This is a genomic window from Candidatus Hecatella orcuttiae (assembly GCF_002009985.1).
In the GTDB taxonomy this organism is placed as follows: domain Archaea; phylum Thermoproteota; class Bathyarchaeia; order Hecatellales; family Hecatellaceae; genus Hecatella; species Hecatella orcuttiae.
Map to the genome: position 1 here is coordinate 223073 of NZ_MTLX02000002.1, position 12165 is coordinate 235237.

At 52.2% G+C, this 12165-nt stretch carries 15 protein-coding genes; 2 read left to right on the top strand and 13 right to left on the bottom strand.

The window, feature by feature from the left end; translation table 11 throughout:
* Positions 1-10 precede the first annotated feature (10 nt).
* From BWM17_RS01325 to ribB, 4 genes are read right to left on the bottom strand one after another with little or no spacing between them, the layout of a single operon-like run.
* On the bottom strand, positions 11-805 hold the full coding sequence (locus BWM17_RS01325) for a GTP cyclohydrolase IIa (protein WP_309492080.1): 795 nt from the start codon (positions 803-805) through the stop codon (positions 11-13).
* A 12-nt stretch (positions 806-817) separates the two neighbouring features.
* Positions 818-1279 (bottom strand): 6,7-dimethyl-8-ribityllumazine synthase, encoded by a 462-nt coding sequence (gene ribH / locus BWM17_RS01330; protein WP_309492081.1) that lies wholly within the window; start codon positions 1277-1279, stop codon positions 818-820.
* Positions 1280-1291: 12 nt separating this feature from the next.
* A complete protein-coding gene (gene ribC, locus BWM17_RS01335; RefSeq protein ID WP_309492082.1) occupies positions 1292-1759 on the bottom strand; it encodes a riboflavin synthase in 468 nt (155 codons plus the stop codon).
* 5 nt (positions 1760-1764) lie between these two features.
* A complete protein-coding gene (ribB, locus tag BWM17_RS01340) occupies positions 1765-2475 on the bottom strand; it encodes a 3,4-dihydroxy-2-butanone-4-phosphate synthase (RefSeq protein ID WP_309492083.1) in 711 nt (236 codons plus the stop codon).
* A gap of 192 nt (positions 2476-2667) precedes the next feature.
* Between ribB and BWM17_RS01345 the strand changes: the two genes are divergently transcribed.
* Together BWM17_RS01345 and queC are read left to right on the top strand one after the other, a co-directional pair.
* Positions 2668-3156, top strand: coding sequence for a QueT transporter family protein (locus tag BWM17_RS01345; RefSeq protein WP_309492084.1), 489 nt, complete (start codon positions 2668-2670; stop codon positions 3154-3156).
* Entirely contained in the window at positions 3153-3800 is a 648-nt protein-coding gene (queC, locus tag BWM17_RS01350; RefSeq protein ID WP_309492086.1) for a 7-cyano-7-deazaguanine synthase QueC, read from the top strand. Before BWM17_RS01345 ends, queC begins: the two co-directional genes overlap by 4 nt.
* Positions 3801-3820: 20 nt before the next feature.
* On the opposite strand, the gene BWM17_RS01355 is transcribed toward queC, so the two are convergent.
* The 9 genes from BWM17_RS01355 to BWM17_RS01395 form a co-directional block, all read right to left on the bottom strand.
* Complete coding sequence (locus BWM17_RS01355; RefSeq protein ID WP_309492087.1) at positions 3821-5245, bottom strand: DHH family phosphoesterase; 1425 nt, start codon at positions 5243-5245, stop codon at positions 3821-3823.
* A gap of 16 nt (positions 5246-5261) precedes the next feature.
* Positions 5262-5711: a 30S ribosomal protein S15 gene (locus BWM17_RS01360; protein ID WP_309492088.1), complete on the bottom strand. Its 450-nt coding sequence runs from the start codon at positions 5709-5711 to the stop codon at positions 5262-5264.
* A 48-nt stretch (positions 5712-5759) separates the two neighbouring features.
* Positions 5760-6359, bottom strand: coding sequence for an XTP/dITP diphosphatase (locus BWM17_RS01365; protein WP_309492374.1), 600 nt, complete (start codon positions 6357-6359; stop codon positions 5760-5762).
* Between the two features lies 1 nt (position 6360).
* The gene (gene gatB, locus BWM17_RS01370) at positions 6361-7806 is read right to left on the bottom strand and encodes an Asp-tRNA(Asn)/Glu-tRNA(Gln) amidotransferase subunit GatB (protein ID WP_342766480.1); all 1446 of its coding nucleotides are present in this window, start codon (positions 7804-7806) and stop codon (positions 6361-6363) included.
* A gap of 14 nt (positions 7807-7820) precedes the next feature.
* Entirely contained in the window at positions 7821-9278 is a 1458-nt protein-coding gene (gene gatA / locus BWM17_RS01375) for an Asp-tRNA(Asn)/Glu-tRNA(Gln) amidotransferase subunit GatA (RefSeq protein ID WP_309492090.1), read from the bottom strand.
* Positions 9279-9290: 12 nt separating this feature from the next.
* Positions 9291-9590 carry an Asp-tRNA(Asn)/Glu-tRNA(Gln) amidotransferase subunit GatC gene (gene gatC, locus BWM17_RS01380; RefSeq protein ID WP_309492091.1) on the bottom strand — a complete coding sequence of 100 codons (300 nt, stop codon included), beginning with the start codon at positions 9588-9590 and terminating at the stop codon, positions 9291-9293.
* A 142-nt stretch (positions 9591-9732) separates the two neighbouring features.
* Entirely contained in the window at positions 9733-10644 is a 912-nt protein-coding gene (locus BWM17_RS01385; protein WP_309492092.1) for a hypothetical protein, read from the bottom strand.
* A 42-nt stretch (positions 10645-10686) separates the two neighbouring features.
* The gene (locus BWM17_RS01390) at positions 10687-11478 is read right to left on the bottom strand and encodes a KaiC domain-containing protein (protein ID WP_309492093.1); all 792 of its coding nucleotides are present in this window, start codon (positions 11476-11478) and stop codon (positions 10687-10689) included.
* An 18-nt stretch (positions 11479-11496) separates the two neighbouring features.
* Complete coding sequence (locus BWM17_RS01395) at positions 11497-12141, bottom strand: DUF4443 domain-containing protein (protein ID WP_309492094.1); 645 nt, start codon at positions 12139-12141, stop codon at positions 11497-11499.
* Positions 12142-12165: the final 24 nt, after the last annotated feature.

Below are 12165 nucleotides of genomic sequence, written 5' to 3' on the forward strand. Positions count from 1 at the left end.
GATAGAGGCTTCACTTCAACTGATCGGTATAAATTTTGGAAAATAACTTGATAGGCCCCGGATACTTGCCAGCCCTTATTTCGTCAAGTCCCATAGCCGCAAACTTTAAAGCCTCTCTGGCTTTTTGAGCAAGCCCTACCCCCACCTTGAACTTGACTCCGGTTTCCTCATACACGGCGGTTATAATTTCGTGCAGCTCAGAAGTAGACAAACCATTACATGGTGAGATAAAGTTGTCTCCTCCGCAGAAAAAGAGGAGAGCCTCTTTTTCTTTAAGGAGGAAAGCTAAAGTTTGAAATGAACGGTCTATCGCCAATGCCGCATCATACGCCGATCTAGTGTCGAGGAAAAGTTTGGTTGAATCATCTACGTCAAAGTGGGCTATTTGAACCAAGCCTCCACCTTCATCCACGATTTTTTCGGAATTTATGAGAATCATTCTTTGACTATGTACGGGGGATGTATTGCGTTTGATAAGTTCCTCCGACGCCCATCTTTGAGCCTTGTAGGCGGTAGAACTTACACCGACGCTCATGCTTACCGATATGGGGTAGCGGCTACAAATTTCAGATTGAATACGCCTATGGGATCCTTCATCTATTCCGTTAGTTACCGCCATCATGGTATCAAAGCTGTGGAAGAATGCTATTCCGCCAAGCGAAGAAAAAAATCTTTGAACATCAGTGTAGAGACTGGCCTGCAATATTTGCAGTTTATCTTCACGGTCATATCCCAAAGAAGAAGTCCAGCGGCCATAATTATCGATCTGGATGAGGGTTATCTGTATTAGGCCGTTGGAAAACATCTGCCACGTCCTCTAAGAGATTGTTATCGGATAGCTCTCGGCGGAAGCTACTTTTACCAACCTGACACGTTTAACCATCTTGACGGCTGCTTCTACTGCCCTCTTCGCATACTCATCTATTCTTTCTGTACCTTGCAGCCTCGTCATTCCCGGACCTGACATACCCAAGCTGACAGGTTTTCTATACTCGACTGAAAGGTCGGCGATTTTTCTGGAAGCATGCTGGGCTACAAGTTCGTCGTGTTTAGTGTCTCCTTCCACAACGGCGCCTAGGGTTACCACGGCGTCAACTTCCTCCATTTCTAAGAGCTGTTTTATTGCGAGGGGCATATCAAAGGCTCCCGGAACTTTGTATATGTGGGTGACCTCTGTCTCTAAGAACTTTGCATGGTCTAATGCTCTCTGTAGCATTAGGTAGGTTATGTCGTAATTAAACTCGGAAACTACTATTCCTAGGCGAATTTTTTCTTCCATTCTCACTCCTCCCTAAATCCGTAAAGGCCCGACATCAGGGAAACCCTGCCTTTTCCCCATTCCAGCCTCCTTTAGGAGGGCTTCAGGCTTGAACAATAGTTTGATTACATTTTGAGCGTGTTTCCTAGCTCTTTCTTCGCATATCTCGAGCAGTTCCTTCACTCTTTCGGCTTCATCTTCGTACACGAAGACTTCAACAACATGCTTGTTCGTCATCAATTGAACCCAGATGAGGCCAAGGGAGGCTTCATGGGCGCATTGCTTGTCTATCGGTTTTGGGCCGGGCATTCCGAAGGCCATGGCGATATCGCAGCCCTTCTCCAACAGCCTTTTGACGGCGACAGGTAGGTCCTTTATACCTGGCACAGTGAACCTGATGATGTCAACGTTGGAAACTCTTTGCTTGAGTTCCTCGATTGCAAATTTTGCCATGTCGACTCTAGCGAAGCTCGTATCTACTATCCCTATCTTTGCCGTCACCCGGGCTATCCTCCTTTGAAATCCTTGTAGGCGTTCAGGATCTCCTCCCCGTCCAGAAACGGCATTCCATACTCTCTAGCGCGTTTCCACGCCTTCTCTCTATCCAAGGCTTTTCCACTTTGGCCGTCTAACATTTCGCAAATCACCATAGCAGGCGTGATACCGGCCATTTCCGCCAGAGCTAGGGAAAGTTCAGTGTGCCCCCTTCTTTCGGTGAAGAAATTTTCCTCCGCTATGAGGAGGTGAAGATGACCTGGGGATACAAAATTTTCCCACAGCCTCTTCCGAAGCATTGACCTAGACGCGTTTTTATCTAAGGCTTCCCTCACCAGCTTAGCAAATTCAACAATGGTTAAGACGCGGTCAGCGTCGGTTATGCCGGTGTAGGTCTTCCTATGGTTGATGGTTATAGAGAAAGCCGGCCTGTCTCCATAAAGGGTTTTCGTAGAAACGATCCTATGGAGTCCCGGAAATCTGACGGCTGCCTCTTTCAGTATGTCGACCATAAACGGCAAACCCAGCAGGCGGGCTGCATTGAAAGGAAAAGCTAAACAGATAAGGCCGCCGGCTTGGCTTCGTAGTTCAAAAATTTTTTCTGAGGTGATGTATTCTGCGGCGTAGACGAGGTCGGTCTCACCTTCCCGGTTGTTACAGTCGAATATCTGCACACCTCCACCGTTCTTGAGAATATGCAGAGCATCAGTTAGGCTGGACATCCTCTGACCTTCGTTGGTAGAAATAAGTTTGAATACAATAAATAAGTTTCTACTCAAAAAAGAGTATAAGAAGCTGGAAATCTGCGGTACTTTTATAGGCTTCGGAACGAAATCAGTAAATCAACCGCAGGCAAGCAGATGATAAGCTTAGTGCTTACAGCCTCAGCGGAAACCTTGTTGCGGGTTGAAGGGATGGCAATGAAAAGCAGGGAATTATCTCTAGTCGCTGTTTTTGCGGCGCTTTACGCCGGTTTGGTGACGGCTTTTGCACCCTTGAGCTTTCTCATGGTTCAGGTGCGTATCGCAAATGCCTTGATAGGACTTGTTCCTTTAGTGGGCATGCCTGCCGTGTATGGCATCGCCTTAGGGGTTCTTTTGGGAAATTTAACCAGCCCTTTGGGTGCGATAGACTTGGTCAGCGCCGGGCCCTCTTTCCTTGGCTTGCTCGCCGTGTATAAGCTGAGAAAAACCAGTGTCACCGCCGGCCTTTTCCTATACACGTTGACGTTGTCGTTGTGGGTTGCCTTCATGTTATACTATGTTTTAGGTCTCCCCTACGGCTTAACTTTCATCTACGTCTTTGTGGGGATAGCCATAGCGACCGTCGGTTTGGGGTATGCCCTCTACAAGGGTGTACACAAGGTCATGAGCTTCAGGGAAATTGAGGTGAAGCTAAAATGAAGGAAAAAGCCGTCGTTATAATGTCAGGCGGGGTTGACAGCTCAACCCTAGCGTATTGGGCGAAAAAGAGATACGGGGTTTATGGTTTAACTTTCAACTACGGGCAGCTGGCGGCTAAGGAAACACTTCACGCAAAGCTTGTGGCGGAAACTCTGGGAATCTCCCTGAAGAAAATAGACCTTTCACAGTTGGAGACAGTGTTTAGGGGTGTTTCTCCACTGTGCGACAGAAACATGGAGATGCCTCCATCGTTCCGTTCAACCCTCATCGTTCCCTTTAGAAACGCTATCTTCCTCGCGGTTGCGGTTGCCTATGCTGTATCCATCGGAGCTAAGGCTGTTTTCTACGGAGCCCACAGGTCAGATGCGCCCTTCTATCCAGATTGCAGAAAAGAATTCTTCGAAGCATTTCAAGAAGCTGCGCGAAGCGGAACCGCCACGGGAATCGTCGTCGACGCACCATTCCACAACATGGCTAAATCTGAAATAGTTAAGCTGGGTAAAGAGCTAAACGTACCCTTCGAGTTAACTTGGAGCTGTTATCTGGACGGAGATAAACACTGCGGAAAATGTGAGTCCTGTGTAAACAGAAAAACCGCCTTTAAGGAAGCAGCTGTGGAAGACCCGACTTCCTACCAAGCATAGCAGAGGCTTAACTTCGCCACCTAAGTTAAGCTCTCTCCAACCATCTGTTCGACGAGTTGAACGAAGCTTTCTTCCCCTTCTGGAGGGATGGTGGCCCCTGCGGCTACATTGTGGCCGCCTCCCTTTCCCCCTACTTTTTCAGCCGCTGCCTGCATGATGACCCCCAAGTTTAGGCTTCGATCCACCAAGGTTTGGCTGGCTCTGATGGACGCCTTCACCTCTCCTGTCCTGGTGTTCGTTAAGGCTAAGAGGGGCTTGGAGGGGGGAAAACTCCCTGAGCCTGAAAGGATGGTGGCTATGGGGCTGATGAGGTTCTCATCCACCAAGCCGTGGCCTCGGATGAGGGTGAGCTTCAAAAGCGTTTTTACGCGGTCCTTGTCCTCCATCAGGCTGGTTACGGTTCTTCCCAAGGTTCGCCTGTAATCGTTGAGGACGGCTTGGGCTTCCTCCAGGGCTTTTCCCCTTTCCCCTAGGCAGAGGGCTACTCCAAGTCCTGTTTTTTCCATCTTGGCGCAGGCATTAAGGAGGGCGGCGTACTCCCGGCCGTCCCGCAGCGGAGTCCATTTGTCTTCCTTCTTGAAAGTGTAAACACCGCCCAGCAGGCTTAGGATTGTGTTCTGAGCAAAACCCTTGGAAGATAAGTAGATGGTGATTTCGGAGAAGATTTTCTGCTTCTCATCAGGGGTGAGGTCTGAAATCGTCCTCCACCGTTCTCCAGCTTTCAAAGGTATGTCCAGCTGGGAAAGAAAACCTAGGCAGCGATCCTCTTCCCCACTCAAGCCGGGGATGAAGGGGTTCAGGGTGGTGGCCAAGGCTTGGGGCAGAGGCCTAGTTTCCCTTCCATAGAAGAGAAGGTCTGTGGAGACCTCTAGGAGGCCGTTTGCCTCAGCGTCCTTCACAGCTTCCAAGTTCAGCCCCTGCAGCGTCCTAGCCTCGTTTTTGTCCTGAAGGTCTCCCAGGGCTCCTACCACTGCGAGAGGAGCTAAGTCCACGTTCTCCCGGCTGAGCTCTCTAACTACTAGATAACACATCCCAGCGCCGCTTATGTCTCGGGCTCCATCGAAGCCGTAGGGGTGAGGGTTCACATGAATGAGGCTGGGAAAGTCCAGCGGGAGAGGCTTATGATGGTCTATCACCAACACTGCCTCTGAGGAAAGCTTTCCCAGCATGTCCAAATAGCCGCTTCCTATCTCTGTGAAGACGCAGAACTTGAAGCCGGCTTTTTCATGCCGGTCTAGGAAGCGGTCGTCGATGCGGGGTATAATTCTTAAGAGAAATTTACCTCCCAGCCTATGCACAGCTTTAGCCACAATAGAGCCAGCAGCCAAGCCGTCAGCGTCGTTGTGGGAAAAAATGGGGATAAAAGCTTCTTTTTCCACCCATTCTCGGAGAATTCGCGCCGCTTCTCCGCACTGCCGAGTTAAGTCTTGGATAGATGAGCACATGTCTTTTAGCCTAAGCCTACATGAAGGAGCCTACGATGGGCTTATATTTCCAGTCAGCCGGAAGCTTGCCTCTTCTCTTGTAATATTCGACAAGCCGATGGATTCGTGACTCCAGAAGATAGAGGCTGTGGACGTTTTTATGGTCGCCTCGGTTCTTTTCCAAGTGCCTAGCTAGCTGGCTGCTTCTCTTCAGCAGAGCCGCCAAGTCCTCGGGAATCTTCGGAGCCAAACCGGCTTGGGAGAGAATCTGAGTGATCTTTTTGTTAGTAATAGACCTAGTCAGCGGAATACCGTACTGATCTCGAAGGATCATTCCTATCTTGTCAGGGGGATTCCCTTCTTTGGCTAGTTTGATTATCTGAGATTCCACTTCCTCCGGCCTGTAGGTACACCAAGAGGGGGGCCTTTTGGTCACAGGCCTAGTGGAGTGGGACTGCCCCCTTCTATGAGCGTGAACCCTCGCCAACTTCGATCACCCGACGAATATGCGCTCCGTAAAATAGAAGCATATCCTCTATAAGAATTTAGCCTTAGCCAACCAGCATGCCAGTTTCCGGAAGGCTTGGGCCCTGTGGGAAAACTGGTTTTTCACAGCCAAAGACATCTCCGCAAACGTCTGGGAGCATCCGTGAGGCTGAAACAGGGGGTCGAAGCCGAAGCCTCCCTTCCCACGGCTTTCTTCCACGATCAGCCCTTCTACTTTTCCGGTGAACAGTTGAGGCTTCGCCTTTGGGGAGCCGTAGGCTATGACTGAAAGAAAGTAGGCTTTCCGCCGGTTTTGCCCTTTCATCAGCCTTAGGACACCTTCCACACCCAAGGTCCGGTAAACGTAGGAGGAGTAGGGGCCGGGGAAGCCTCGGAGGCTCTGGATGAATAAGCCGGCGTCTTCCACCATTACTGGGAGGTGATGTTTTTCCAGCACTTGAGTTAGGCTGTTTCGGGCTATGGATGCCAGGTCTTCGGATTGAATTTCCACAGGCTTAAAAGCCAGCCTTCTTACGGTGAGGCCGTAGCCGGCGGCTAAGGTTTTTATTTCTTTGAACTTGTGGAGGTTTGAGGTGGCGAAGAAGACTTCTCTCCGTTTCTTGGACGAGGGGTTAGAGGAGAAGAACAGTTCAGCTTCCCTTCTTCATCTGGGAGAGTTTTTTCCTGATGAGAGCGTTGGTCAACTCTGGGTCCGCTTTGCCCCCCGTGGCTTCCATGGTCTTGCCGATCAGATAGTGGATTGTTTTTTCGTCGACCAAGGCATCTTCCACGGCTTTGGGATACTCTTTGAAAACTTGGGCTATGTAGCCTTCTAGGGTTTGGAGGTCGGTGATGCGCCACCAGTCCTTTTCCCTGACGACGGTGGAGGGGCTTTTTCCGTGTTTCATCACCTCCCAAAGGACTTTCTTGGCTATTTTGATGCTTATGTCCCCTCGGTCCATCAGCTTCAGCATTTCCGCTAGATATTGAGGAGCCAGCTTAGCTTGGTCTATGTCCACCTCGAGGCTGTGGAGGCATTGGAGCACATCCCCCATCAGCCAGTTGGCAACAGCCTTGGGTTTATCGTAGAGTTTAGCGCATTCCTCGAAGAAATCCGCCATAGCCCGGTCGCTCGTCAGAACCTCCGCGTCATATTCCGGAAGACCGTAGGCTTTTAGGAAGCGTTCTTTCCGGGCGTCTGGAAGCTCCGGCATCCGGCTGCGGAGGAGCTCTACCATCTCTTGGGATATCCGAACAGGCGTTAAGTCGGGTTCCAGGAAGTACCGGTAGTCTTGTTCCTCCTCCTTCACCCTGAGGCTGAGGGTCGTTCTTCTCACATCGTCCCAGTGGCGGGTTTCCGTTTGAATCTTTACTCCTTTTTTTAATAGATCCCGCTGCCGGACTATTTCGAAAGTCAAGGCCCTCTCCACATCCTTGAAGGAGGAAATATTCTTCACCTCAACTCGGCCTCCGCCTTCGATGGATATGTTCGCATCGCACCTCATCGCTCCCTCCAGCCCGCCGTCGGAAACACCCAAGTGTTCAAGGATAGAACGGAGCTTTTGGAGGAAAGCTCGGGCCTCCGCGGGAGCCTCCAACTCCGGCTCGGTGACGATTTCGAGGAGAGCAATTCCAGCCCGGTTGTAGTCCACCAAGGTGTAGGGGGAAGTGTCGATGGTGCCGTGGTAGAAAAGTTTCCCAGGATCCTCCTCCAGATGGATCCTCCTAAGCCTCACTGTCTTCCGGGTTTTTCCCACTAGAAAGCCCACCCAGCCTCCGGAGGCTATGGCTATGCTTCCCCCTACATCATACTGAGAGATCTGGAAGTTCTTAGGCATGTCAGGGTAAAAGTAGTTCTTGCGGACGAAGAAAGTTTGAGGCGCCACCTCACAGTTTAGGGCCAAAGCCACCATGACGGCCAACTCTACCGCTTTCTCGTTAAGCACAGGCAGCGAACCTGGAAGACCCAAGCATACAGGGCAGACGAAAGTGTTAGGGGTCTTCCCTCTGTAATCCGAGGAGCAGCCGCAGAAAAGCTTAGTCTTGAGACTGGTCAGCTGGCAGTGGATTTCCAGCCCTATCTTCACTTTCTCCAAGGCCCTTCACCAGCTCAGAGCGTGGGAGTTCTTCCCTTAAAGGCCGCAGCCTGCTCGTAGGCGAAGGAAACCTGCAGAGCTAGGTCTTCCCTGAAGGGAGGAGCTATCACCTGGGCTCCGATGGGAAGCCCTTGGTGGAAACCACAGGGGAAAGACACAGCCGGCAGGCCGGCGAGGTTGACAGGCACGGTGTCCACATCGCACATGTATAGAGCCAAGGGGTTGTCTATTTTTTCTCCAAGCCTGAAGGGAAGCAAGGGCATGGTGGGCGCTAGGAGGACATCGACCTGCTGGAAGGCTTTTTCGAAGCTTCTCTTTATCAAGGTGGCGACCTTAAGGGACTTGAGGAAAAACCTGTCATAGTAGCCGGCTGAGAGGGCGTAGGTGCCTAGAATGATCCTCCGTTTCACCTCGGCTCCGAAGCCCTCCCGGCGGCTTTTGGAGAAAACCTGGTTCCAATCCAAGTCGACTTCAGTCCTATAGCCGTACCTTACACCATCGTAGCGGGCTAGGTTGGAGCTGGCCTCCGACATGGCGATGAGGTAGTAGGCTGGGAGAGCGTAGCTAAGGACGGGTAAGGAGATCTCTTGGCAGAGGGCTCCCATCTCCTCCAGCTTGGAGGCGCATTCCAGCACAGCCTTCACCACCGCTTCATCCGTCCCCAGCCCTATCAACTCTCGTAGGACGCCTACCTTTAAGCCTCGGAGGTCCTTCCCCAAGCTTCGCGTATAATCTCGCGGAGCTCTGTTCACCGACGTGGAATCCCTTTCATCGTACCCCCCTATCACGGACAGCAGCAAAGCGCAGTCGTACGTGCCCCTAGCCAGCGGACCTATCTGCTCCAAGCTGTTGGCGTAGGCGATAAGTCCGTAACGGCTGACCAGCCCGTAGGTGGGCTTGAGTCCCACCACACCGCAGAAGCTAGCCGGACATCGGATGGAGCCCCCTGTGTCGCTTCCTAAGGCCAGCGGAGCCTCTTGGGCTGAGACTGCGGCGGCGCTGCCTCCTGAGGAGCCTCCTGGAACCCGGCTGAGGTCCCAGGGGTTTCTCGTGGGGCCAAAGTAGCTGGTTTCCGTGGAGCTGCCCATAGCGAACTCGTCCATGTTAGTCTTTCCGATGACGATACCGTCCTCCGCCTCAATCCTCTCCACTACAGTGGCATCGTAGGGGGGAACAAAGTTTTCCAGAATCTTAGAGGCGCAGGTGGTCTTCACCCCTTTGGTGCAGATGTTGTCCTTCACAGCTACGGCTACACCTGCCAGCATCCCCACCCGCTCGCCCCGTTTCACCTTTTTATCTATTTTTTCAGCCTTCTTGAGGACTGCTTCTCGGAGGACAGAAACGTAAGCTTTGACTTTAGGCTCAAGACTGTCTATCCTACTGAGGAAGGAGACAATACACTCCCGGGCAGTCAATTCCCGGTTTCTGATTTTCTGGGATATTTCCCAAGCTCCGAGCTTGTAAGGTTCCATGGCCTGCTTCCCTCAGAGGATCCGGGGAGCTTCGAAGAAGCGGCCCCTTTTCCTTGGGGCGTTGGCCAAAGCTTCCTCGGGGGGGAGAGAAGGCTTCACTTCATCTTTCCTGAAAACATTAACCAACTCTAAGACGTGGAGAGTGGGCGGAACTCCCTCCGTGTCCAGCTCATTCAGCTTTTGGAAGTAGTCTAGGATGTCATTGAACTGCTGGGTGTAGAGTTCTTTTTCCTCCTCTGAAAGCTCCAGCCTCGCCAACCAAGCGACATGCTCCACCTCTTCCTTCGAAATATGCCTTTTCGAAAGGGCCATCCTCAACTTCACCTTAGAAATGGCGACAGAGCAGATGAACTGCTAAACCTCAAATGACTATCTGCAACAACTATAATAACCGTTCGCTGAAGAGATGTAAAAATTTCGATCCTGAAGCTGATGGAAACTGGTTTTAATCCTTTCACCCTAGCTCTTCAGCCTTCCCAATCCAGCTTAGGATCTGCCTGCTTAGGGATGGATGCTTCCTTCTCCTAGGCCTCGAGACCGATGGGCAACCGCCTAGGAGCCGGTAGGCGCGTAGGGCCAACGGGTCAGCTTCACCGACCCTGTAACTTCGCCAACCTTCATAGTGCTTGAAGCTTTCCACGCAGGCCTCTTCTGGGGAGAAATCTTCCAGCTTCTCGGGGTCGATGAACACAGCGACCTTGTCCAGTTCCCTGTGCAGTGAGAGAGGGCAGACGAAAAGCCTTTGGAGGTCCATTTCATTGTCAACCCTTAACCCCGCCGACCCCAGCCTCAGGGCGGCTTCTTCCACCTTGGGGTGAACTTTCACCCTCACATACTCGACGGTGGCGTAGGCGAGGTCCAAGGGGTTAACCTTCGCCCTTAGCTCCGGGGAGAAGGCTGAGGGATGTATGTGGACATGGGCTCCTCGACCGCTGAACTTAACGGCCACAGACTCAGAGACTCCATAGGTTTCTAGGCATCGGAGTATCTCCTTCACCGCCTCCACCGTGGCCCTCCATCCTTCCAGCCGGTTGTCTACATCCCATGTGGCCATGCAGGCTTGGATGTTGGCGGGGTCGTAGATGTTTTCCTCTCGCTCCAGCTGCCGGTAAAGGTTGGCTGTGGCATGAATGGTTCGCGGCTGAAGCCTTCGGTAGGCTTTAAACAGGTAGTCTAGGTCTGAGGTCTTCCCGACCCTCAAGGGACGATGCCCCGGTTTTTGATAGCGAACTAATATTCTCCGGCCTCGCTCGTCTTTTTGTTCGCAGTGAATTCCAACCCACCTGTCCCTGCAAAATTCAACGATCTCCCTCTGAACCTCAGGCTTGCTGTAATGGTGGAGGATTTGCTCGTAGGCTAAGGGCATAGCTTCACCTCGAAGTTGGTAAGGAAGGCGAAGCAGGCAGACTCACGGAGGCATTTCCTTTTCTCTTTCCTCAGCCGCCTTGATGACCTTCTCCGAAACCTTGGAAGGCACAGCTACATCTTCCCTTCTTTGCTTGGCGGAGCCTAGGAGGGTGAGGCCTCGGCCGTCCAGCACCGTGACCTCCTGCATAACCAAAGAGTGGGGAGTCTGCCTCATCTTCTCCACTAGAAGGTATCTTCTCAGAACCCCTCCGCGGACAAACCTTCGAAACCTGATGATGCCGTCGGCTATATGCTCCACCCCGAAGCCGAAGGCGTCGGAGGTGGTGATGGCGTACTGGGAGACGGCTAGGACGGTGAAGTCCCATTTAGTCAGGACTTTTTTGACGGTATAAGAGTACCGCCGGGCCATAGCCGGCTTATCCAACCAGAAGGCAGAGAGGCTGTCGATGACCAATCTAGCCCGGCCGTAGCCTAAGGTCTTCTTAGCCTCGATGACCTTGTTCAGCAACTCGTCGATTTCAAGGCTTTTCAGAGACCAAGGATCTTCCAAGCCCATGAGGGCGTCGACGATTATCAGTCTCCCACCCTCCACAGCCCGGCGGAAGTCGATGCCGAACTGAGCTGACTGCTGGATGATGGAGTCCCTAGACTCCTCGGTGGTGACGTAGATGCAACGGTCTCCCTCCTTTATCCCTTCCGCTATGAAGTGTATGGAGAACACAGTCTTACCTGTTCCCGGCTCCCCTGTCACCGCCACCAGAAAACTTCGGGGGATACCTCCCCCAACCAGCCTGTCGAACTCAGGTATACCTGTGGACAGCCTTTCACTCAAGAACCGGAGCAGCCCCCCTTACAGCTTCCCGAGGTGAAGCTGTTTGAGAGTTTCTAAACCTGCAGCCTTAGCGCCCAGTTCAGCAGCCTTCTCCCTATCGGCGCTCCCGATGATGATGACGTCACCTTCCTTGGGGTGAAGACCATCCTCCAACCTTCGGCGGATTTCAGGGAAACCCTCCAAACAGTTTTCTTCCCCACCCCCAGGCATGATGTAGACGCCCTTCCGGTAGATGAGAGTTGTCGCCCCTAAGGCTCCAGCTTTCAAAGCGGCATCCCGCTGCTCGAGGCCGTACCTCACGGCCCCCGCCGCCTTTTTCACCAAAACACCCGCATTATATTTTCCGAGAAAGAGGGGGCTCTTGGGCACCTCCACCGGGCCGGCTGTCCAAGTTTTGATGAAATCGTAAAGTTCTTTCCCCCGGTCAGTAAGGCTGTTTCCTCTTCGAGTTCTTTTGATGAGGCCCAGGTTTTTCATATGCCTTAGGAGGGTTCGAACGGCTCCTTCCCCGATTTTAAGCTCCCCGGCCAGTCGGATCCGTCCCACAGTTTTTTCGTCCCCAATAAGCTCTAGAGCTTTCATGACGTGAGCCTCGAGGAAGGTTAACCCCGGCCCGGGCGCAGCCTTCTCCATGATTTTAGCCAGCATCCTGAGAGGGTGCAATTTGAAGGCCCACTAGTACAATCG

What these genes read in the sequence shown, in the direction of transcription:
- BWM17_RS01325 (WP_309492080.1), bottom strand. Translation starts at nt 805, where the DNA reads ATGTTTTCCAACGGCCTAATACAGATAACCCTCATCCAGATCGATAAT.
- ribH (WP_309492081.1), bottom strand. Translation starts at nt 1,279, where the DNA reads ATGGAAGAAAAAATTCGCCTAGGAATAGTAGTTTCCGAGTTTAATTAC.
- ribB (WP_309492083.1), bottom strand. Translation starts at nt 2,475, where the DNA reads ATGTCCAGCCTAACTGATGCTCTGCATATTCTCAAGAACGGTGGAGGT.
- BWM17_RS01345 (WP_309492084.1), top strand. Translation starts at nt 2,668, where the DNA reads ATGGCAATGAAAAGCAGGGAATTATCTCTAGTCGCTGTTTTTGCGGCG.
- queC (WP_309492086.1), top strand. Translation starts at nt 3,153, where the DNA reads ATGAAGGAAAAAGCCGTCGTTATAATGTCAGGCGGGGTTGACAGCTCA.
- BWM17_RS01355 (WP_309492087.1), bottom strand. Translation starts at nt 5,245, where the DNA reads ATGTGCTCATCTATCCAAGACTTAACTCGGCAGTGCGGAGAAGCGGCG.
- gatA (WP_309492090.1), bottom strand. Translation starts at nt 9,278, where the DNA reads ATGGAACCTTACAAGCTCGGAGCTTGGGAAATATCCCAGAAAATCAGA.
- gatC (WP_309492091.1), bottom strand. Translation starts at nt 9,590, where the DNA reads ATGGCCCTTTCGAAAAGGCATATTTCGAAGGAAGAGGTGGAGCATGTC.
- BWM17_RS01385 (WP_309492092.1), bottom strand. Translation starts at nt 10,644, where the DNA reads ATGCCCTTAGCCTACGAGCAAATCCTCCACCATTACAGCAAGCCTGAG.